The following is a 22,284-nucleotide window of genomic DNA, read 5'->3' on the forward strand; positions in this document are numbered from 1 at the left end:
AACGGAGACTTATTATGGCTGCTGTGACCGCACAGCTTGTAAAGCAACTGCGCGAATCAACCGGCGCAGGGATGATGGACTGCAAAAAGGCCCTGAACGAAACCGATGGTGATTTTGAAGCTGCCGTTGACTGGCTTCGCACCAAGGGTCTTGCTGCTGCTGCCAAAAAGGCTGGCCGCGTTGCATCTGAAGGCCTGGTCGCAGTGGCGACGGAAGGTAACAAGGGCGCTGTTGTCGAAATCAACTCTGAAACCGACTTCGTGGCCCGTAATGCAGACTTCCAGAAGTTTGCTGCCAATGTTGCTGACGTTGCCCTGAATGCCGGCGAAGGCCTTGATGATGTTGCTGCTGCTGACTATCCCGGTTCGGGCAAGTCGGTTGCCGGTACGCTGACCGACCTGATTGCCGTGATTGGCGAAAACATGACCTTCCGCCGTACGGCCTCAATCTCGGTTGAGAACGGCGTTGTTGCGAATTACGTCCATGGTGCAGTGGCACCGGGCCTCGGCAAAATCGGTGTTCTGGTTGCTCTTGAATCAACCGGCGACGCTGACAAGCTGCAGGAACTTGGCAAACAGCTGGCAATGCATATTGCTGCTGCCAAGCCGGAATCGGTCAGCCGTGACGACCTCGACCCGGCACTTCTGACGCGTGAGCGTGAAGTACTGTCCGAACAGGCCCGTGAAAGCGGCAAGCCTGCTGAAATCATCGACAAGATGGTCGAAGGCCGTATTCGCAAATATTACGAAGAAGTCTGCCTTCTGGACCAGACCTTCGTCATCGACGGCGAAACCAAGGTAAGCAACGCTGTTGAAGCTGCTGCCAAGGATGCTGGCGGCGCAATCAAGGTTGCCGGCTTCATCCGATTCGCCCTTGGCGAAGGCGTTGAGAAAAAAGAAGAGGACTTTGCAGCTGAAGTGGCTGCAACCCTTAAAGGCTAATCACCTGAATTCCGCCATTTTTTGCGGTTCTTTATGAACGGCAAGGCGGCATGTGACCAAAGGCGGCGGTTGGTGTATCATCCGCCGCCTTTTCTATGGGCAAATGATCTAACCAGAAAATCGCGGGCAACAGCGCATCATGACAGCAGAAAAACCAGCCTATAAACGTGTTCTCCTGAAGCTCTCCGGTGAAGGCCTCATGGGGTCCCGGGAATATGGTCTGGACCCGCAGACCGTCGGCCGCATTGCCGATGAAATCAAGGCCGTCACCGAGAGTGGCACCGAAGTTTGTGTCGTCATTGGCGGCGGCAATATCTTCCGTGGCGTCTCCGGTGCTGCGGCAGGAATGGAACGTGCCTCGGCCGACTATATGGGCATGCTGGCAACCATCATCAACGCACTCGCCATGCAGAACGCGCTTGAACAGCGCGATGTCCAGACCCGCGTGCAGTCTGCCATTCCGATGGCCACGGTCAGCGAGCCCTATATCCGTCGCCGGGCGATCCGGCATATGGAAAAGGGACGGGTTGTTATTTTCGGCGCCGGTACCGGCAATCCGTTTTTCACAACAGACTCTGCCGCTGCTCTGCGCGCTGCTGAAATGAACTGCAATGCGCTGCTAAAAGGAACACAGGTTGATGGTGTCTATGACTCCGACCCGAAAACCAACCCGGCTGCCAAACGCTTCGACTCTCTGACCTATCGGGATGTTCTGGCGCAGGACCTTAAAGTTATGGACGCCTCAGCAATTTCACTGGCGCGAGAGAACCGTATCCCCATACTTGTCTTCTCAATTCACGAAACTGGCTCTTTCTCCCGTGTGTTAAGGGGTGAAGGCAAGTTCACGATCATTACGGAGGAAAACGACCTTGGCTGATATTGGTAGTATCAAGAAAGACCTCGAACGCCGGATGAAGGGCGCTGTTGAGGTTTTGCAACAGGAATTCGGCGGACTGCGAACCGGTCGTGCCTCGACCAGTCTGCTGGAACCGGTCCAGGTCATGGCCTATGGCTCCCCTATGCCGCTCAATCAGGTCGGCTCCATCAGCGTGCCGGAACCGCGGATGTTGTCGGTTCAGGTATGGGACAAATCCATGGTCGGAGCTGTTGAGAAGGCGATCCGGGATGCGGGCCTTGGCCTCAACCCTGCCAGTGATGGCACCCTTGTGCGTATTCCGATCCCGGCCCTCAATGAAGAACGGCGCCAGGAACTGAGCAAAATTGCCGGAAAATATGCCGAAGAAGCGCGGATTTCAGTCCGTAATGTCCGTCGCAGCGGCATGGACAATCTGAAGGCACTGGAAAAAGACGGTGAAATTTCGCAGGACGAGCAGCGCGGCTGGGAAAAAACAGTCCAGGACCTGACGGATGTCTACATCAAGGAAATTGATGAGACGCTCGATGCCAAAGAAGCGGAGATCATGCAGGTCTGAGCAATGCTGGAGCCATCCCTACAGACAGCCGGCCCGGCCCAGCCGCCCCAGCATGTTGCCATCATCATGGATGGCAACGGTCGCTGGGCCAAGCAGCGCGGGCTACCACGAACTGCCGGCCACCGTCAGGGGGCTGAGGCTGTTCGCAAAGTCTTGCGGGCTGCTGTCGATGCCGGAATTTCCTATCTGACGCTCTACAGCTTTTCGAGCGAGAACTGGTCACGTCCGCTCGAAGAGGTTCGTGACCTCATGGGGCTGCTGAAGCTTTATCTGCGTTCGGAAATATCCGAACTCAATGCCAATGGCATCCGCATCAGGGTCATCGGGCAGCGCGAGCGCCTGTCACGCGACATCAACGACCTCATTGATCAGGCCGAGCGTACCACAGCCGGCAATGTCAGGATGACCCTTGTTCTTGCCCTCAGCTATGGCGGACGACAGGAAATAACCGAAGCCACACGCAAAATTGCCAAGTCTGTTCAGGCCGGGGAGCTAAAGCCCGAAGACATCACGCCGGAAATGATCGCCGGGCATCTGGACAGCCATGATATTCCGGACCCCGACCTGGTGATCCGAACGAGCGGGGAACAGCGTCTCAGCAACTTCCTGCCCTGGCAGACCGCTTATTCAGAACTGGTATTCACGGATCGTCTGTGGCCCGACTTTTCACGCGAAGACCTTGAGGCTGCGGTTATGGAATACTCAAAACGCGAGCGACGTTTTGGAACGACAGGTCCGGTGTGACTGTCAAACGCAGCGAACTTCTGACCCGGACGCTGTCCGCTGCTGTTCTTATCCCGGCGGTCATCGCGCTCGACTGGCTTGGGGGCGTCTGGTTCAACCTGTTCGTCACCCTGCTTGCCGTTCTTCTGGCCGTTGAATGGGACAAACTGATTGATACTGGTGCTGGTGGAGACCGCGGCGTTCGGCGCATCGGGTTTGGTCTCGCCGCCGTCTGCGCTTTCTCAACCGCCTATGTTGGCCTCAGCTATGATCGCACCGGCGGCCCACCTGATCTGGTGCTACTTGCCAGTCTGATCGTCGCCGGGGCTGCGCTGGTCTGGATTGAACAGAAAATACGCCGCCGTGCCAGACCGCTGCTGCGGGCGGCAGGTGTCTTCTATATCTGCATTCCGTCTGCCGCCTTCATCGCCATTCGCAGTGCGGGCGAGGGAGAATTCTGGATACTGTGGCTGTTCGTCGTCATCTGGTCGACCGATATCGGCGCATATGCAGCCGGGCGCACCCTTGGCGGACCGAAACTTGCCCCCGCCATCAGCCCGAACAAGACCTGGTCCGGCGCCATTGGCGGCGTACTTGCCGCAATCATTCTGTCTGCACCACTTTCCATCTTCCTGAAAGACCTCGACCTGAATGTCGCCATCTTTCTGGCGTTAGGCTTGTCTGTGGTGTCACAAATCGGCGATCTGGTGGAATCCGGATTGAAAAGGCGGCTTGGTGTGAAGGATTCAGGATCAATCATTCCCGGACATGGCGGTCTGTTTGACCGTCTTGACGGATTACTCTTTGCCGCACCGGTTGCCCTGTGTGCGCAACTCATTATTTTTTCCATGACTGTCTGACTGAATACCGCCATGACCGATCAAAGAAAGTCCACTCACACGCAGCCCAAAAGCCTGTCCATCCTCGGCTCGACCGGGTCTGTCGGTTGCAGCACACTCGACCTTGTCGGACGGCAGCCGGAACAGTTCACGATCCGGGCGCTGACAGCCAATTCGAATGTGGAACAGCTCGCTGCACAGGCAAAGGCACATTCAGCGGAACTGGCTGTTGTTGCCGATGACAGCAGCTACGACGCTCTGAAAGCTGCGCTTTCCGGAACCGGCATCCGCGCAGCAGCAGGCGTTGAAGGGCTTGCCGAAGCGGCGGCGCTTCAATCCGACATGGTGATGGCCGCCATTGTCGGCGCAGCCGGGCTGACACCAACCCTTATTGCCGCAGAACGCGGTGCTGACGTGGCACTTGCAAACAAGGAATGCCTGGTTTGCTCCGGAGATATTCTTCTCGACGCCATGAAGCGGGGAGGCGGCGCTCTGCTGCCCGTCGATTCTGAACATAACGCTATTTTTCAGGTATTTGATTTCGAGAAGCCGGAAGGCATCGAGAAGATCATCCTGACCGCTTCCGGAGGGCCTTTCCGTGCGGCATCGCTGGCGGAAATGAAACAGATGACGCCGAAGCAGGCGGTCGCACATCCAAACTGGAGCATGGGCGCCAAGATATCCGTTGATTCTGCAACCATGATGAACAAAGGGCTGGAACTGATTGAAGCATTTCATCTTTTCCCGGTTACCGGCGACCAGATAGAAATTGTGGTTCATCCGCAATCTGTCATCCACAGCATGGTCGGCTATGTTGACGGCTCGGTTCTCGCACAGCTCGGATCGCCCGACATGCGTACTCCGATTGCCTATGCGCTGGCCTGGCCGGAACGCATGAACGCCCCGGTTCCCCGGCTGGATTTTTCCGTCGTTACAAGTCTGACCTTTGAACAGCCGGACACCGTCCGGTTTCCGGCATTGCGTCTGGCCCGCGAGGCACTGAATGCCGGCGGCGGGGTGCCGACGGTGCTGAATGCTGCCAATGAAGTCGGCGTGGCGCATTTCCTCAAATCAAAGATCGGGTTTCTGGATATCTCGGCAATTGTCGAGGAATGCATGCAGCGTATCGGCGAAACGAAAGTCGACAGTATCGAGGCCATCAAGGAACTCGATGCTACTGCGCGCCGCGTCGCAGAAACACTTGCTGCCGAATGCGTTGCAGCCTGAAACGGAGTTAGAAGATGGACGTACTGACCGGCACCATTCTGCCCTTCCTGGTATTGCTGACGATCCTCGTCTTCGTGCACGAACTGGGGCATTACTATGTCGCACGCCGCTGTGGCGTGCGGGTGCAGGCCTTTTCCATCGGCTTCGGACCGGAACTGATCGGCTGGCATGACCGGGCAGGGACACGCTGGAAGATCAGTGCCATACCGCTTGGCGGATATGTGAAAATGTTCGGTGACTCCGATGCAACAAGCTCCAGAGCAGATAACTCGACATCGATGACACCAGAGGAAGTTGCAGTTTCCTTCCATCATAAGTCTCTGCGTCAACGGTCTGCCATTGTTGCTGCAGGACCAATCGCCAACTTCATCTTTGCGATATTCCTGCTCGCCGTTTTGTACGCCTTTGTCGGAACACCGACCTATCACACAGACTCTCAGGTGGGGGAGGTCATTGAAGGCTCCGCAGCGGATGCCGCCGGTCTGCAACAGGGCGATCTTATCCGGGAAATCGACAGACAATCCGTCAGCAGCTTTCAGGACCTCCGGGATATTGTTTCGGTCAATCCCGGGGTTGAACTGACTGTCACCGTGGAACGGGATGGTTTGCAGATACGCCTGCCGGTCACACCGAAACCCTTCGTCACCGAGAGCGGTACAGAAATCGGTCAGATCGGCATCAGGCCACCGGTCACTTATGAAACCCGTGGTTTGTTCGAATCCGCCTGGCTTGGCGTCGAAAGCACCTATCGCCTGACAGAGCAGACCTTGCTGTTCCTCGGACGTATCATCGTCGGCAAGGAATCCTCGGACAATATCGGCGGGCCGATCGGAATTGCCATGGTTTCCGGTGAAATGGCGAAGCGGGGCGTCGGTGATTACATCTTCTTTGCGGCTCTCCTTTCAATCAATCTCGGCCTTATTAACCTTTTCCCTGTACCTATGCTGGATGGTGGGCACTTGGCTTTTTATGCTGCGGAAGCGATAAGAGGGCGTCCGCTGGGTGAAAGAGCACAGGAATATGGTTTTAGATTTGGTCTTGTTTTGATATTGCTGTTATTCGGATTTGCGACTTGGAACGACGTCGGCAGAATCTTCTGACAATTATGACGATTATAGAATCAGTTGGAGCGGACAAGTAGTCATGGGTGGGAAACTTAACACGGTCAGCGCATTGCTGCTGGGTCTCGCATCATGTGCGGCACTTGCGTTTTCGGCTGCGCCCGGTTTCGCGCAATCCCGTCTGATCGACGAGGTCGTCATTGAAGGCGCGCAGCGCGTCGAACCGGAAACCGTCAAATCCTACATGACTGTACAGCCCGGTGATGACGTACAGAGCCGCCGTGTGGATGATTCACTCAAGGCATTGTTTGCGACCGGTCTGTTTGCCGATGTCTCCTTCCGGCTTGATGGCAACCGGCTGGTTGTCACTGTCGTTGAAAACCCGATCATCAACCGGATTGCCTTTGAAGGTAACAAGCGCGTCAAAGATGATGTGCTAGAAACCGAGGTTCAGCTTCGCCCCCGTGTCGTCTACAGCCGCACCAAGGTGCAGAGTGACGTTGAACGGCTGCTTGAAATCTACCGCCGCAGCGGTCGTTTCGCAGCAACTGTCGACCCCAAGGTCATCACACTGGATCAGAACCGTGTCGATGTGGCATTCGAAATTGATGAAGGCCCGCTGACCACGGTCAGCAGCATTCGCTTTGTCGGCAACAAGACATTCGACGATTCCGACCTGCGGGAACTTGTCGCCACCAAGGAAGAAGCCTGGTACCGGTTTCTCACCACATCTGACACCTATGATCCTGACCGGCTGACCTTTGACCGGGAATTGCTGCGCCGGTTCTACATGTCTGAAGGCTTTGCCGATTTTCGGGTACTGTCCGCAATCGCCGAACTGACGCCGGACCGCCGCAGCTTTTTCATCACCATTACGGTGGATGAGGGACCACGCTATAAATTCGGCACCATTGATATCGTTGCCGATCTTCCGAAGTTCGATAAGTCGATGATCGACCCGGACCTTCTGGCCCCCAGCGACGACTGGTACAATGCGGATATTGTCGAGAAGACAATTGAAAAGCTTACCGACGCTGTCGGAACGCTGGGATATGCTTTCGTTGAAATTCAGCCTCGTATCCGTCGCAACAAGGACGAACTGAAGATCGATATCACCTATGAAATTCAGGAAGGCCCCAAGGTCTTCGTTGAACGGGTGAATATCACCGGTAACTTCCGGACACAGGACAAGGTTATCCGGCGAGAGGTTCAGCTTGTGGAAGGAGATGCCTTCTCCTCGGCAAAGCTTCGCCGCTCCCGCCAGAGAATTCGGAATCTCGGTTTCTTTGAGAAGGTTGATGTCCAGCACACACCCGGCTCGAACGAAGGTCAGACCGTCATTGACGTTGAAGTCGCGGAACAGTCTACCGGTGAACTGTCACTGGGTGCCGGTTTCTCGACCCTTGATGGTCCGCTGGTCGATATTGGTATTCGTGAGCGTAACCTGCTCGGTCGCGGTCAGGATCTGAAGGCATCCGTCACCATTGCTGCCGAGCGCAGCCAGGTAGACCTCGGTTTTACAGAGCCTTACTTCCTGGATCGTGAGCTTGCTGCCGGCTTTGATCTGTTCCGGATTGTCCGTGACCGGCAAACCGCCAGTTCCTTCGACGAAAAGAACACAGGTGGTCGTCTGCGCGCCGGCTACGTTCTCGCAGATGATCTCACTCACAGCGTCAACTACACGTTTGAAGCCAAGGAAATCAGTGATCTGGCATCGGATGTTTCGCAGTTCATCGCACGGGATGCCGGCACCAGTTATGTTTCCTCTGTCGGCCACCGGCTGACTTATGACAAACGCGACAACCGCATCAAGCCGAAGGATGGCTATGTCACCCGTCTAAGCAATGATCTTGCCGGTCTCGGCGGATCCGTCCGTTATCTCCGGAGCGTCATTGAAGGACAGCGTTACTTCAACCTGAACGACGATGATGTCATTCTGGAAACCAGCCTGAAGGGTGGTTACATCTTCGGTATCGGTGATGATGTTCAGGTTCTCGACCGCTTCTTTGTCGGCGGAACCGACCTTCGCGGATTTGCAGATTCCGGTATTTCACCGCGGGATATTGCAACGGATGACGCTCTTGGCGCCAAGTGGATGTATGCCGGTACGGTTCAGCTGACCTTCCCGCTTGGTCTGCCTTCTGAGCTCGGTATCACGGCGCGCGTCTTCTCTGATTTCGGCAGCAACGGCGGTACGGACGACTCTCCGGCCAGCCTGATCAACGACGAGGCTTCTTTCCGTCTCGCCATGGGTGCCGGGATCGGGTGGGAATCTCCGCTGGGTCCGATTAATGTCGACGTTGCTGTTCCTGTTCTTGATGAATCATACGACAAGGACGAGCTTATTCGTCTCAGTTTTGGAACGAGGTTCTAATGTCACTTAAGTCACTCGCCATCGCCGTTGTTCTCGCCGCTCTTGCCTTCACGCCGGTCAAGACGGCTTTCGCACAGGCCGATGGCCCGAAAGCCGTTACCATTGCCCTGATCGACTATCAGCGCCTGCTGCGTGAATCCAAGGGCATGCAGGATGCTGCCAAGCAGATCAATGCCAAGGGCAAGGAACTCGAAACTGTTATCAAGAACCGGCAGAAAGAACTGCAGGCTGCTGAAACTGAACTGAAGCGCCAGCGTACCGTCCTGTCCCCGGAAGCCTTTCAGAAACGCCGGGCTGATTTCGAGAAAGACGTTGCAGAATTCAATCGCCTGCAGAAACGCAGTGCAGATCAGATTACGGCCGCCAATCAGCAATCTCTGAAGGCCGCAGATCAGCAGATTTTCATCTCAGCCCAGGAAATCGCAAAAGCCAACAACATCACACTGATCCTGCGGCGTTCAAACGTCTATATGGCTGCAGAAGCCATGGATATTACGGACAATGTACTGGCCGAACTGGACAAGAAGATGCCAACCCTGAAACTGAATTTCAAATAGCACCGGGATGGCAGACCCACGGTTTTTTGAAAAAGCAGGACCGTTCGCGGCATCAAAACTTGCAGAACTGATCGGGGGAGAGGTCGTCGGCGGCTCGCCGGACGCGCTGTTCGATGATGTTGCGGCCTTGAAGCTTGCTGGTCCCGGCACAGTCTCCTTTCTGGACAATCCAAAATATGTTGATGACTTCCGGTCTACAAAAGCCGGAGCCTGCATCATACATCCGGATCGCACAGGAGATGCCCCGGCAGGCTGTATCTTACTGACCTGCAGTGATCCATACCGGGCCTATGCGAAAGTTGCCGCAGCCTTTTATCCGGAGAGCATCGGAGATCCGGAGATATCGGCCTCGGCAATTGTCCATGCGAGCGCACGGGTGGGTGAGGGATGCGTCATACATCCGGGTGCGGTGATTGGTTCCGGGGCGGTGATTGGCCCTCACTGCTCAATCGGTGCGAACACTGTCATTGAAAGCGGTGTCGAAATCGGTGCGGGATGCCAGATTGCGGCGAACGTCACGATCTCTCATGCCATTATCGGTAACCGTGTACGACTGCTGCCCGGTGTCCGGATCGGGCAGGACGGCTTCGGCTATGCGATGGGCCCTGCCGGTCATCTCCGTGTCCCGCAGCTTGGGCGGGTCCTGATTGAAGATGGCGTTGAAATTGGCTCGAACACTTGCGTCGACCGTGGTGCCGGGCCGGATACGGTGATCGGCGCGGGCACCATCATCGATAACCTTGTCCAGATCGCCCATAATGTGGTGATCGGGCAGGGCTGCGTTATCGTATCGCATGTCGGCATTTCGGGCAGCACTGAACTCGGACGAGGCGTGGTCCTGGCCGGGCAGGTTGGAATTGCCGGACATCTGAAGATTGGCGACGGCGCGAGAGTGGCCGCGCAATCCGGGGTCATGCATGATATACCGGCTGGCGAGGAATGGTTTGGCTCGCCCGCTCAGCCGAAGAAAGAAGCCATTCGGCAACTCATATGGGTCAAACGAAACAGCGGCAGGGGAAAGTCGTGAAAGACGAAACAATTCAGGAAACGGGCAACCTGCTCACCAGCGTTGACATCAACCGCATCATGGAAATGATCCCGCACCGGTATCCTTTCCTGCTGATCGACCGGGTTGAGGATATCGATCCCGGCGAGAGTGCCGTTGGCGTTAAGAACGTCACCATCAATGAGCAGATTTTTGCCGGACATTTTCCATCCCGGCCGATCTTTCCCGGCGTACTTATCATCGAAGCCATGGCACAGACTGCTGCTGTCATGGTGGTACATACACTTGGCGCCGATGCCGAAGGCAAACTGGTTTATTTCATGTCGATTGACGGCGCAAAATTCCGCAAACCGGTGGAACCCGGTGACCAGTTGCATATTCATGTTCGTAAAGACCGCGCCCGCGGGGCGGTATGGCGGTTTGACTGTGAAGCCAGAGTGATGGGAAAGCTGGTCGCCGAAGCAAAGGTCGCAGCCATGATTGTCGACAGCTGATATGAGCAACATTCATTCCACGGCTGTCATCGAAAAAGGCGCTGTCATTGATGACAACGCGAAGGTCGGGCCATTTTGTGTTATTGGCCCTGACGTGACCATTGGTGCCGGAACCGTGCTGCACAGCCATGTTGCTGTCGCCGGGCGGACAACCATCGGCAAAGACAACAATATCTTTCCTTTTGCCTCCATCGGTCATGCCCCGCAGGACCTCAAATACCGGGGCGAGCCATCGGAAGTCATTATTGGCGACCGCAATGTGATTCGTGAGCAGGTAACAATCAATCCGGGCACAGAAGGCGGTGGCATGAAAACCAGCGTCGGCAATGACTGCCTGATCATGGTTGCAGCCCACGTCGCCCATGATTGCCAGGTTTCCAACAACGCCATTCTGGTCAACAACGCCACACTGGCCGGACATGTCAGTATCGGTGAATTTGCCATCATCGGCGGATTGTCAGCGGTGCATCAGTTCGTCCGCATCGGCAAACATGCAATGATCGGCGGATGCAGCGGCGTCGAAAATGATGTCATCCCCTATGGTTCTGTCCTTGGAAACCGCGCACATCTTGCCGGGCTTAATCTTGTCGGCCTGAAACGTCGTGGTTTTTCCCGCGATGTCATTCACGATCTTCGCAATGCCTACCGGCTGCTTTTTGCACCGGAAGGAACTCTCGGCGAACGGCTGGTTGATGTGGCCGAACTGTTTGGTGAGAACGAACCGGTCATGGACATTGTCAATTTCATTGGCGAGCAGTCGTCCCGGGCGATTTGCCAGCCTTTGAACGAGAATGCGTAAGATTGGACTGATTGCCGGCGGCGGCACGCTGCCGGTCAGAATCATTGAAGCCTGCAAGGCTGCCGGTCATCAGATCACCACGGTGGCACTGAGCAATCATGCGGATGATGTGCTGCCTTTTGCCGATGCCGTCTTGAGAATGGGTGCGGCCGGCGACATCATTTCCCATTTTCGGGCTGCCGGTGTCACTGAACTGGTGATGGCCGGTCCTGTAAGACGCCCGTCGCTGAGCGAAATTCGTCCGGATGCCTGGGGTGCGAAATTCCTGTTCCGGTCCGGTGCCGGCCTGCTGGGTGATGACGGGCTGCTGACCGCCATTGCCAAAGCCCTGGAAAAGGAAGGCTTTCAGGTTATTGGCGCCGGTGACCTCCTGTCAGATATTCTGGCCGGTGACGGACAACTGGCCGGTCCCTTGCCCGATGCGGAAGCAGAGGCCGACATCAGACGCGGCATCGACGTTCTGGCGGCTCTGGCCCCCGTTGATGTCGGTCAGGCGGTTGTCATTCAGGCCGGGCTTGTGCTCGGTGTCGAGGCGGTTGAAGGGACAGACGCCCTGATCCGGCGCTGCGGCCTCCTGAAACGGGAAGGGTCCGGACCCGTTCTGATAAAAGCCCCGAAACAACAACAGGATCGTCGTGTCGACCTGCCGACTGTCGGTCTATCAACCGTTCAGGCGATGATCGAGAACGGTTTTGCCGGTCTCGCCGTCGAAGCCGGTGGAACCATGATCATGGAGCGCGAGGCCGTCATCGAAACGGCTGACAAGGCCGGTTTCTTCCTGTTCGGGTTTTCACCAGAGGCAGACTAGACAATGCCGGTGGTTTATCTGATAGCCGGTGAAACCTCAGGCGATGTTCTGGGGGGACGGCTGATGAAGGCCCTGCAGGCACATGCAGGGGACGCTGACCTGAAATTCTGCGGGGTAGGGGGCGAGACCATGGCTGCTGCCGGTCTCGACAGCCTGTTTCCAATGTCGGAACTCAGCCTGATGGGTATCGCCGAAATTCTGCCCCATATACCGCGATTGCTGAAACGCATCCGACAGACCGCAGCAGATATCCGGGAAGTAAAACCGGATATCGTGATCACCATAGATGCACCGGATTTCTGCTTTCGTGTCCTGAAACAGCTTGGCGATACAGACTTCCCGCTGGTTCACTATGTCGCACCGACGGTCTGGGCCTGGAAACCCGGCCGGGCAAAGAAAATTGCAAAATTTCTCGACCATATTCTGACATTACTGCCATTCGAGCCGCCCTATTTTGAAGCTGTGGGTCTTCCCGCAACCTATGTCGGCCACTCCGCTGTTGAAGATAATCCGATGGGAGCCGACGGTAATGCCTGGCGCAGGGCGCATGACATTGATCCGGATGAGCGTCTGCTTTGTCTGCTGCCCGGTAGCCGCCACGCGGAAGTGAGCCGCCTTGGGGCGCCGTTTCTTGATGTCGCCGGAACGCTCTGGCGTGAGGGACAGATCGACAGGGTTGTCATTCCCGTTGCCCCGTCCGTCCGCGATGCCGTGTCAAAGCTCGCCCAAAGTCAGGACTGCCCGATATACCTGTCCGAATGCCCCCAGGACCGCTATCAGGTGTTTGCCGCCTGTAAGGCCGCTCTGGCGGCTTCAGGCACTGTTTCGCTTGAGCTGGCAATGACCGGAACCCCGATGGTGATCGGCTACAAGGTTGCCCCGCTTACCGCCTGGATCGTCCGCCAGATGATCCTGACGGACACAGCCGTTCTGCCAAACCTGATCGTCGGCGACAAATTTGTGCCTGAGTTCATTCAGGATGACTGCACAGCAGAAAACCTGCTCAGCGCGCTGCGTCCACTCATGACGGACAGCCCTGAACGCCAGAAGCAGATTGATGGTTTCCGGCGTTTCTCAGCAATGATGCATCTTGAGGGTGCCGCCCCCTCAGAACGAGCGGCAGGGGTCGTGCTTGACCTGTTGGCCCGGCATGGGAATGTTGGGGCAACACCAACCTAAAGACCAGAGGAGAGCAGATAATGGACGGCAGCAATACCGCCACCTCCAGCTATCGATTGCTACACACCATGCTTCGGGTGAAAGACCTTGAGAAATCGATCGATTTCTACACCCGCTTTCTCGGCATGAACCTGATGCGACGGAAGGACTATCCGTCCGGCGAATTCACCCTCGCATTCATCGGCTATGGCGAGGAAGAGAACAGCACCGTCATCGAACTGACTCATAACTGGGGCCAGACGGAAGATTACGACCTCGGAACGGGATTCGGTCATCTTGCGATCGGCGTGCCCGATATCTATGCGACCTGCGACGCACTGGCCAAAGAAGGTGTGAAGATTCCGCGCGCACCGGGCCCGATGAAACATGGCGGTAGCGTCATTGCCTTCATTGAAGACCCGGATGGCTACAAGATCGAGCTGATTGAACGAAAATAAACTCAGCTCTGCCATCAGGCGGACAAACAAAAACGGCGCTTCGATGATCGAAGCGCCGTTTTCTGTATCCGGTCAAACCTGACCGAAAGACTTATTCCGGGCGGCCACTGACCGGGACAAAGTCCCGCAGTACTTCACCGGTATAAAGCTGACGCGGACGACCGATCCGCTGCAGCGGATCTTCGATCATCTCGTTCCACTGTGCGACCCAGCCAACCGTGCGGGCAACGGCGAACAGCACTGTGAACATATCCGTCGGGATACCGAGAGCCTTGAAGATGATGCCCGAATAGAAATCGACATTCGGGAACAGTTTCTTCTCGGCGAAATACGGATCTTCAACAGCAATCCGCTCCAGTTCCATGGCAAGTTTCAGCAGCGGCTCGTCCTTGACGTCGAGAGCTTCCAGAACTTCATGGCAGCTCTTCTGCATGACCTTCGCACGGGGGTCATAGTTCTTGTAGACCCGGTGCCCAAAGCCCATCAGGCGGAACGGATCGTCCTTGTCTTTCGCCTTCTTGATGTACTCGGGGATACGGTCAACCGTACCGATTTCATTCAGCATCTTGAGAACGGCTTCGTTGGCACCGCCATGTGCAGGGCCCCAGAGCGAAGCAATACCTGCAGCGATACAGGCAAACGGGTTTGCCCCGGAGGAACCGGCAAGCCGGACCGTCGAGGTTGAAGCATTCTGCTCATGATCCGCATGCAGGATCAGGATGCGATCCATGGCACGGGCGATAACCGGATTGACCACATATTCTTCAGCCGGAACCGAGAACATCATATGCAGGAAGTTTTCCGCATAGGTGAGGTCGTTACGCGGATATACGAAAGGCTGACCCAGCGAATATTTATAGGCCATCGCTGCCATCGTCGGAATTTTGGCAATCAGGCGATAGCTGGCCACCGTGCGCTGCCAGGGATCATTGATGTCGGTCGAATCATGATAGAAGGCCGACAATGCACCGGTGACGCCACACATGATCGCCATCGGATGCGCATCACGGCGGAAACCGCGATAGAAGTTCATCAGCTGCTCATGAACCATCGTGTGCAGCGTGATATCACGATCAAATTTGCTCTTCTGGGATTTCGACGGCAATTCGCCATTCAGCAGCAGGTAGCAAACATCCATGAAGTCGGAATTTTCAGCCAGCTGTTCAATCGGATAACCGCGGTGCCGCAGCACGCCTTCCTCACCATCGATGTAGGTGATCTTCGACTCGCAGGAAGCGGTCGAGGTAAAACCCGGGTCATAGGTGAAAAGCCCTGACGCGCCGTACAGTTTGCGGATGTCGATGACACGCGGGCCGACCGATCCATCCATGCCTGGAAAATCGTAGCTGTTCCCTGTCGATTTATCGGTCAGGGTAAATCCTGTGTGGTTTGTATCAGACATGAGTATTTCCTTTCGTTGCTGTGCTGCGCTCAGTCCGTATTGACTTCGGCAGCGGCGCGAAGCCGCGCGAGTGTTTCGGAAGCGCCAAGCGCCTCCATGACGTCATAAATGGCCGGAGACACCGTCGATCCTGTCAGCGCTGCACGCAGCGGAGGGGCAACGGCTCCCAGCTTCAGTGATCGGGCTTCCATGAAGCCTTTCACTGCTGTCTCGAGCGCTTCGCTTTCCCAGGGCTGGACGTCGGACAATAGATCCAGAAGTTCTTTCAACAGACTTCTGGCTTCCGGCGTCAGCAGTTTTGCCGCCTTGCCGGTAAGAGGAAGTGGTATTTCGCGAGCAAGATACTCTGCTTGCTCGGCAAGTTCGATAAGTGTTTTTGAGCGTTCGCGAAGGCTCGGAATACCGGCAGTCAGGCGGCTGCGCTGTGCATCCGTCAGGCCGGAATATTCCAGCCGGGAGCACAGGAAAGGCTCAACCAGAGGGGCGAGGGAAGCACCGTCCATTTCGCGAATGTAATGCGCATTGATCGAAGCCAGCTTGTCCGTATCAAAACGGGCCGCCGATTTCCCGATGCCATCGACATCAAACCATTCTATCGCCTTCTCGGTCGGGATGATCTCGTCATCACCGTGACCCCAGCCAAGGCGCAGCAGGTAATTCTTCATGGCTTCCGGCAGAAAACCCATATCACGCCAGGCATCGACTCCGAGCGCGCCATGCCGTTTCGACAGCTTTGCGCCATCCGAACCGTGGATCAGCGGAATATGTGCGAACTCCGGCACATCCCAGCCAAAGGCCCGGTAAATTTGCGTCTGCCTGAAGGCATTGGTCAGATGATCGTCACCACGGATGACATGGGTGATACCCATATCATGGTCATCCACCACAACCGACAGCATGTAGGTCGGGGTGCCATCGGCACGCAGCAGGATCAGATCGTCCATCTGTTCGTTCGAAACCGTCACATCGCCCTGAACCAGATCGGCGATGGTCGTCTCACCCTCCAGCGGGGCTTTCAGCCTGACAACCGGGGCAACCCCATCGGGTGCTTCAGATGCATCCCGGTCCCGCCAGCGTCCGTCATACATGCGCTTGCGGCCTTCTGCTTTCGCCGCTTCCCGCATTTCCGCCAGTTCTTCAGGAGAACAATAGCAATGATATGCCTTGCCCTGTTCAAGAAGCAGACGGGCCGCCTCCGCATGGCGCTCAAGTCGGTCAGACTGAAGCACAGCCGGTTCGTCTGACTGCAAACCGAGCCAGCCAAGACCATCATAGATCGCATCAACGGCTTCCTGAGTGGACCGTTTCCGGTCTGTGTCCTCAATACGAAGCAAATACCGGCCACCATGATGCTGGGCAAACAGCCAGTTAAACAGGGCCGTACGGGCACCTCCGATATGGAGATAGCCGGTAGGGGACGGGGCAAAACGTGTAACGACAGGCATCCTGGAATTACGTCTCGGTTATGTTTCTGGTTGGCCTCACGAACGGAGGCGAATGCGTTTTAGCATATAGGTCTCGCAAGTGCAGCATTCATCTCACACTTATGACATTTCTCGTATTTCGACGGTTTACCGGGCCATCCGGCGTTGCGTTGCAACAGTCATTGAGCAGATGCTGAATGATCGGGATCAATGGTTTCTCTGGACGCCGGTTTTCATGGCTTTGGGCACTGGTACGTTCTTCCTGCTGCCGTCCGACCCGACCTTACCGGAAATGCTGGTCCCCCTGATGACATTCTGTGCCGGTATTGCCGTCACACCCCGGCACTCGGTGCGGGGTATCATCCTGATTGCCGGATTATGTCTTTCTCTCGGATTTGCGGCAGCCGGTCTGTCCAGCCGTATCAGCGGGACATCACCGATTGAAAGGGATCTGCTGCTCATCAATGCAACCGGTCTCATCAACCGGATACAACCCGGTCAGAAAACAACCCGCGTCCGGCTGAGCAATATCCGCAACGACAGACAGCAGATCGTTGCCGCCGGAGATGTGGATCTGATTGTCTCAAACAAATTTATCGATTCCGCGATCCGGTACAGGCATGTGATGTTCAGTGCCCGTATCAAACCACCTGATCCGCCAGAAATTCCCGGTGGCTATGACCCGCAACGCCGGGCCTGGTTTGACGGCATATCAGCAACCGGTTTCGCCTGGCGGTTTGACGCTATCGATGACGGACCCGCCCCCCTGATCGACATCGACCGGGTCCGGCTTCGTATCGCCGGGGCATTCCGTTCCGCCATGCCCGAACGCACCGCTGAAATTGCCGTCGCCCTGACGGTCGGGGAGCGACGCGGTATCCGGCAGGAGGATATCCATACCCTGCGGGACTCCGGACTGGCCCATCTGCTGGCAATCTCCGGCCTACATATCGGGCTGGTGGCCGGAATGACATTCTTTGTTCTGCGCGCCCTTCTGGCCCTGTGGCCTGCCATTGCCCTGCGATATCCGATCAAGAAGCTGGCTGCATCCGCGGCCTTGCCGGTGGCATTCCTCTATATGCTGCTGGCAGGCGGAACGATTCCGACGCAACGCGCCTTCATCATGACGGCCATTGTCCTGCTGGCGGTCCTCGCGGATCGCCGGGCCATCTCGCTCAGACTCGTTGCAATTTCGGCGATTGCCATCCTGCTGACCACGCCTTACGCCCTGACCGGTCCCAGTTTTCAGATGTCGTTTGCCGCCGTCACCGTCATCGTTGCCGTATATGAACAGGCGGGGGACAAGATCCGGCTACAGTTTTACCCGGAAGGCGATCCATCCGTTCTTCAGCGAACCGGGCGCTGGCTGATACTGACCCTTTGCACAACACTGGTGTCAACGCTGGCTGCCGGAATTGCGACAGCCCCTTTCGCTGCCCACCATTTCGGCCAGTTTGCTCTCTACGGACTGCTGGCCAATATTCTCGCCGTACCAGTGGCTGCCTATATCGTCATGCCGGCGCTGCTGCTGTTTGTCCTGCTGCTGCCGTTCGGGACCATCAGTGTCATCGCCAGTCTGGCCGACTGGGGTATTGAACACATCCTTGGCTGGGCCGAATTCGTCACCGGGCTACCCAACGCTTCACTTGATGGTCTGTCTTTGCCCCTGACATCAGTGATCGCCATTTCACTCGGCAGTTTATGGCTGCTGATCTGGCGCCAACCCATCCGTTTTGCCGGATTGTTACCGGTCGGTTTGGCCATAGCCCTGACGATCACCAGCAAACAGCCGGACCTGATCATCGAACGGACCGGCAAGTGGATTGCCCTCCGTTCCGCCGATGAATCCGTTGGAAATATCGGTGAGGGGTATGTCAGCAATTTCATGCGGCATAAACTCGATATCGGACTTGGCCACCAGCCGGTGGTTTCCAACATGCGTTGTGATGTTCTGGGATGCCGTTTTCAGGCCGGATCGCATGACATTGCCTATGCAATCAGGGGGCCCGCTTTGTCAGAAGACTGCCGCCAGAGAGGTATCCTGATCAGCCGGGAACCGGTCCCCCGGAATTGTCCGGGGCCGGATATCATTATCGACCGGTTTGACCTCTGGCGTTACGGGGCCCATGCCATCACACTTTCCGGAGACAGCGTGAACCTGACGACCGTTCATGATTATCAGGGCTGCCGGGCCTGGAGCCGACATCCCGCCTGTCGATCACCGGATAATCAGTAAAGTCTCAGCAACCCGATCAGCCGGCCCTGAATGGCAACCTGATCCGGGCCGAAAATCCGCGTCTTGTAGGCTGCATTTGCCGGCTCCAGCGCCACTGATTCACCACGACGGCGCAGACGTTTCAGCGTCGCCTCATAATCATCAATAAGGGCCACAACAATATCGCCGTTATCGGCTGTGTCGCAGCGTCGCAGGATGACCGTATCGCCATCCAGAATACCCGCTTCGATCATCGAATCGCCTTCAACTTCGAGCGCGTAATGTTCACCGCCGCCCAGCATTGTGATCGGCACATCGACTGTGCGGCCAGGATTCTGCAAAGCCTCGATAGGTGTACCAGCGGCAATCCGCCCGTGAACGGGCAGGGTCATTGTTGCACCAGCCGGACCATCCTGTTCCTTGCCACGCAATTTGCTGGCCCGGAAATTCCCTTCAATGACATTCGGCGAGAAATTATCCCGTGATTGCGGGCGATGGGCGTCACCCGGCAATTTCAGAACTTCAATGGCCCGCGCACGATGTGGCAGACGACGAATAAATCCACGTTCTTCCAGACCCGTGATCAGCCGGTGAATACCCGATTTAGACTTGAGACCCAGCGCATCCTTCATCTCGTCATAGGAAGGAGGGACCCCGCTGGAACTCAGACGGGTGTCTATCAGCATGAGGAGATCGTGTTGTTTGCGGGTCAGCATCGGGGCGTCGGCCTTTTTTCCATGATATATTTGCCCTGCTTTCACATCTGTCAGATCGGGCGACAAGATATGGAACAAAAAGCAAACATGCGCCACATGTTCTAGTTTGGTTCTTTTTCCGGATCAAGTCTTTTTGACTTTCAGGCGGTTATTCAGATGCGAAATGCGCTCGCCTGAAGATGGATCACCCGGACCGACTCGCCAGCTTCTGCGGCCTTCGCATGGGGCGCCCGGACAATCAGCATATCGGCCTGTGCCAGACGGGACAGCATGGAGCTGTCCTGTTTTTCAAAGGCCCGGACAACCGACTCGCCATCTGCGTTCTTTTCAACTCTGGCCCGGAGATAATCCTGTCGCTGGTCATTCTCCGGCAAAGCCGCCGCCAGGGGCAGGGTGCTCTCGCCAATATCTTCCGCAGCCCCCAGCATCTTCATCAGCGCCGGACGCAGGAAGATGGTGGCACAGACCAGCGCCGAGACGGGATTACCCGGCAGCCCCAGCATTGGCGTTGCGCCGACATGCCCAAACATCAGCGGCTTACCCGGCCGCATGGCAATCTTGTAGAAACCGATCTCAAGGCCATGCCGCGCGAGGCCGGACTGTACCAGATCATAATCCCCGACCGAGGCACCACCAATCGTCACCAGCATATCAGCCGATTTCGCAGCCTGTGCCGCCTTGTCCAGTGCACCCTCGGTATCACCGGCAATTCCGACATTCACCGGCTCGCCGCCCAGACACCGCACCAGCGCGGCAAGGGCCACACCATTTGAACTGACAATCTGGTTTGGTCCGGGTTGCTCACCCGGATTAACCAGTTCATCCCCGGTGGACAGAATCGCGACACGGGGTTTCACCCGCACGGTCAGCGACGGCTGATTCATCGCCGCGCAAAGACCAATATCCCGGGCCGTCAGAATTCGCCCGGCAGAAATCAGCTCATCACCGGCGCTGAAGTCCAGACCCTCGGGACGGATATATCGCCCTGAGAGCGAGCTTTCCCTGATTGTGATCTGTTCACCATCAACATCGGTATCTTCCTGTATGACAATGGCATCCGCACCTTCCGGCACCGGACCACCCGTGAAAATCCGGACACATTCTCCGGGCTTTACCGGATGCGGGTAACTGCCACCTGCCGGCGCCTCTCCGATACGGCGAAGCACTACGGGGACGGTCGCCACATCTGCTGCACGCACCGCATAACCATCCATCGACGAGACAGCCATCGGCGGTTGTGTAAGACGGGAAATTGCCGGTTCAGCCAGCACCCTGCCATGCGCGACATCAAGCCCGACCTGCTCAACGCCCAGCGGGGTCACACCTGCCAGAATACGTTCCAGAGCTTCAGCAACAGATATCATCCGTTCCAGACGCCCGATTTACCGCCTGATTTGTGCAGCAGGCGGATATTGGTGATCTGCATGCCACGATCGACGGCCTTGCACATGTCATAGACAGTCAGAGCCGCAACCGAAGCCGCCGTCAGGGCCTCCATCTCGACACCCGTCTGGCCGGAAACCCGGCAGCGGGCGGAGATTTCCACAGCATTGCGTTCAGGGTTGCAAACCAGGTCAACCTTTACCGACGTAAGACCGAGCGGGTGACAGAGCGGGATCAGGTCTGGCGTCCGCTTGGCCCCCATGATCCCAGCAAGCTGGGCAACAGTCAGCACGTCACCCTTTTTCATGCCGCGTTCCATGATGGTCTTCAGCGTTTCCGGCATCATGATGACATCTGCACCGGCAACAGCGACCCGTTCCGTGACCTCCTTGGCCGAAACATCGACCATCACGGCATTGCCGTCGCCATCGAAATGAGTGAGACCGTCACTCATGCGCTGACCCGGGCAGGTGCGGGATCAGCAAGAATCGCCTGCACAGCCGCTGCGACATCATCCTGACGCATGAAGCTCTCACCGATCAGAAAACAGCGCGCACCGACTTCCGCCATCCGGGCCAGATCAGCAGCACTATACAGACCACTTTCGCAGATCAGCATACGGTCGGCCGGCACGGCACTGGCCAGCGCCTCAGTGGTCGCCAGATCAACGGTCAGCGTTTTCAGATTCCGGTTATTAACGCCCAGCATCGGGCTTTTCAGCTTCAGTGCCCGGTCCAGTTCCTCTCGATTATGCACCTCGACCAGCACATCCATACCGTACTGAACAGCAGCGACCTCCAGTTCAGCAGCCTGCGCATCTGACAGCGCAGCCATGATCAGCAGGATACAATCAGCACCGAGCGCCCGGGCCTCTGCCACCTGATAGGCATCGAGCATGAAATCTTTCCGCAGAACCGGCAGATCAACGGCATTGCGGGCAGCAACGAGATAACTGTCTTCGCCCTGAAAATAGGGTGTATCCGTCAGCACCGACAAACAGGTTGCCCCACCGGCCTGGTAACTCCGGGCGAGGGACGGGGGATCGAAATCGGGGCGAATCAGACCTTTTGACGGCGATGCCTTCTTGATTTCAGCAATCAGACCATAGCCCGCCCGGGAAGCTGATTTCAGAGCGGCATAGAAACCGCGGGGTGCTGCCGCGGCAGTGGCCGCAGTTTCGATTTGCGATAACGGTCTGGCGGTCTTGCATTCTGCAATATGCGCCAGCTTGTCATCACAGATACGCTTCAGGACATCAGCCAAGAC

General features: G+C 56.6%; 22 protein-coding genes. 16 read left to right on the top strand and 6 right to left on the bottom strand.

All coding sequences use genetic code 11. The annotated features are described in order from the left end of the window. Window positions 1-14: 14 nt before the first annotated feature. From GH722_16010 to gloA, 15 genes are all read left to right on the top strand, one after another. Window positions 15-941, top strand: a complete 927-nt coding sequence (locus tag GH722_16010; protein ID MRG73274.1) for an elongation factor Ts — start codon at window positions 15-17, stop codon at window positions 939-941. Between the two features lie 139 nt (window positions 942-1,080). Then, the gene (locus GH722_16015) at window positions 1,081-1,818 is read left to right on the top strand and encodes a UMP kinase (protein MRG73275.1); all 738 of its coding nucleotides are present in this window, start codon (window positions 1,081-1,083) and stop codon (window positions 1,816-1,818) included. Beyond that, window positions 1,811-2,374: a ribosome recycling factor gene (locus GH722_16020; protein ID MRG73276.1), complete on the top strand. Its 564-nt coding sequence runs from the start codon at window positions 1,811-1,813 to the stop codon at window positions 2,372-2,374. Before GH722_16015 ends, GH722_16020 begins: the two co-directional genes overlap by 8 nt. Window positions 2,375-2,380: 6 nt before the next feature. Further along, on the top strand, window positions 2,381-3,118 hold the full coding sequence (locus tag GH722_16025; GenBank protein ID MRG73277.1) for an isoprenyl transferase: 738 nt from the start codon (window positions 2,381-2,383) through the stop codon (window positions 3,116-3,118). Continuing rightward, a complete protein-coding gene (locus GH722_16030) occupies window positions 3,073-3,957 on the top strand; it encodes a phosphatidate cytidylyltransferase (GenBank protein ID MRG73278.1) in 885 nt (294 codons plus the stop codon). Before GH722_16025 ends, GH722_16030 begins: the two co-directional genes overlap by 46 nt. 12 nt (window positions 3,958-3,969) lie before the next feature. After that, window positions 3,970-5,163, top strand: coding sequence for a 1-deoxy-D-xylulose-5-phosphate reductoisomerase (locus GH722_16035; protein MRG73279.1), 1,194 nt, complete (start codon window positions 3,970-3,972; stop codon window positions 5,161-5,163). Between the two features lie 14 nt (window positions 5,164-5,177). Then, entirely contained in the window at window positions 5,178-6,263 is a 1,086-nt protein-coding gene (gene rseP / locus GH722_16040; GenBank protein MRG73280.1) for an RIP metalloprotease RseP, read from the top strand. Between the two features lie 43 nt (window positions 6,264-6,306). Further along, window positions 6,307-8,598, top strand: a complete 2,292-nt coding sequence (bamA, locus tag GH722_16045; protein ID MRG73281.1) for an outer membrane protein assembly factor BamA — start codon at window positions 6,307-6,309, stop codon at window positions 8,596-8,598. Beyond that, complete coding sequence (locus GH722_16050; protein MRG73282.1) at window positions 8,598-9,155, top strand: hypothetical protein; 558 nt, start codon at window positions 8,598-8,600, stop codon at window positions 9,153-9,155. Before bamA ends, GH722_16050 begins: the two co-directional genes overlap by 1 nt. 7 nt (window positions 9,156-9,162) lie before the next feature. Further along, a complete protein-coding gene (gene lpxD / locus GH722_16055) occupies window positions 9,163-10,182 on the top strand; it encodes a UDP-3-O-(3-hydroxymyristoyl)glucosamine N-acyltransferase (protein ID MRG73283.1) in 1,020 nt (339 codons plus the stop codon). Next, on the top strand, window positions 10,146-10,655 hold the full coding sequence (fabZ, locus tag GH722_16060) for a 3-hydroxyacyl-ACP dehydratase FabZ (protein MRG73284.1): 510 nt from the start codon (window positions 10,146-10,148) through the stop codon (window positions 10,653-10,655). The genes lpxD and fabZ overlap by 37 nt, the downstream gene beginning before the upstream one ends. Window position 10,656: 1 nt before the next feature. Beyond that, on the top strand, window positions 10,657-11,454 hold the full coding sequence (lpxA, locus tag GH722_16065) for an acyl-ACP--UDP-N-acetylglucosamine O-acyltransferase (GenBank protein ID MRG73285.1): 798 nt from the start codon (window positions 10,657-10,659) through the stop codon (window positions 11,452-11,454). Beyond that, window positions 11,447-12,262 carry a DUF1009 domain-containing protein gene (locus tag GH722_16070; protein ID MRG73286.1) on the top strand — a complete coding sequence of 272 codons (816 nt, stop codon included), beginning with the start codon at window positions 11,447-11,449 and terminating at the stop codon, window positions 12,260-12,262. Before lpxA ends, GH722_16070 begins: the two co-directional genes overlap by 8 nt. A gap of 3 nt (window positions 12,263-12,265) precedes the next feature. Continuing rightward, the gene (gene lpxB, locus GH722_16075) at window positions 12,266-13,441 is read left to right on the top strand and encodes a lipid-A-disaccharide synthase (GenBank protein ID MRG73287.1); all 1,176 of its coding nucleotides are present in this window, start codon (window positions 12,266-12,268) and stop codon (window positions 13,439-13,441) included. Between the two features lie 20 nt (window positions 13,442-13,461). Beyond that, complete coding sequence (gene gloA, locus GH722_16080; protein MRG73288.1) at window positions 13,462-13,878, top strand: lactoylglutathione lyase; 417 nt, start codon at window positions 13,462-13,464, stop codon at window positions 13,876-13,878. 91 nt (window positions 13,879-13,969) lie between these two features. On the opposite strand, the gene gltA is transcribed toward gloA, so the two are convergent. Together gltA and GH722_16090 are read right to left on the bottom strand one after the other, a co-directional pair. Further along, complete coding sequence (gene gltA / locus GH722_16085; protein ID MRG73289.1) at window positions 13,970-15,280, bottom strand: citrate (Si)-synthase; 1,311 nt, start codon at window positions 15,278-15,280, stop codon at window positions 13,970-13,972. Between the two features lie 29 nt (window positions 15,281-15,309). Further along, window positions 15,310-16,725, bottom strand: a complete 1,416-nt coding sequence (locus GH722_16090; protein MRG73290.1) for a glutamate--tRNA ligase — start codon at window positions 16,723-16,725, stop codon at window positions 15,310-15,312. Between the two features lie 169 nt (window positions 16,726-16,894). On the opposite strand from GH722_16090, the gene GH722_16095 reads away from it, so the two are divergent. Beyond that, complete coding sequence (locus GH722_16095; GenBank protein MRG73291.1) at window positions 16,895-18,940, top strand: hypothetical protein; 2,046 nt, start codon at window positions 16,895-16,897, stop codon at window positions 18,938-18,940. Here the strand turns inward: GH722_16095 and lexA are convergent. The 4 genes from lexA to trpC form a co-directional block, all read right to left on the bottom strand. Continuing rightward, window positions 18,934-19,635: a transcriptional repressor LexA gene (gene lexA, locus GH722_16100; GenBank protein MRG73292.1), complete on the bottom strand. Its 702-nt coding sequence runs from the start codon at window positions 19,633-19,635 to the stop codon at window positions 18,934-18,936. The genes GH722_16095 and lexA overlap by 7 nt on opposite strands. A gap of 152 nt (window positions 19,636-19,787) precedes the next feature. Next, window positions 19,788-20,999 carry a molybdopterin molybdenumtransferase MoeA gene (locus GH722_16105; protein MRG73293.1) on the bottom strand — a complete coding sequence of 404 codons (1,212 nt, stop codon included), beginning with the start codon at window positions 20,997-20,999 and terminating at the stop codon, window positions 19,788-19,790. Next, a complete protein-coding gene (moaC, locus tag GH722_16110) occupies window positions 20,996-21,472 on the bottom strand; it encodes a cyclic pyranopterin monophosphate synthase MoaC (protein MRG73294.1) in 477 nt (158 codons plus the stop codon). The genes GH722_16105 and moaC overlap by 4 nt, the downstream gene beginning before the upstream one ends. Continuing rightward, window positions 21,469-22,281 (bottom strand): indole-3-glycerol phosphate synthase TrpC, encoded by an 813-nt coding sequence (gene trpC / locus GH722_16115; GenBank protein MRG73295.1) that lies wholly within the window; start codon window positions 22,279-22,281, stop codon window positions 21,469-21,471. The genes moaC and trpC overlap by 4 nt, the downstream gene beginning before the upstream one ends. Window positions 22,282-22,284 lie beyond the last annotated feature (3 nt).

Source organism: Alphaproteobacteria bacterium HT1-32, from assembly GCA_009649675.1.
Classification (GTDB): Bacteria; Pseudomonadota; Alphaproteobacteria; order Rhodospirillales; family HT1-32; genus HT1-32.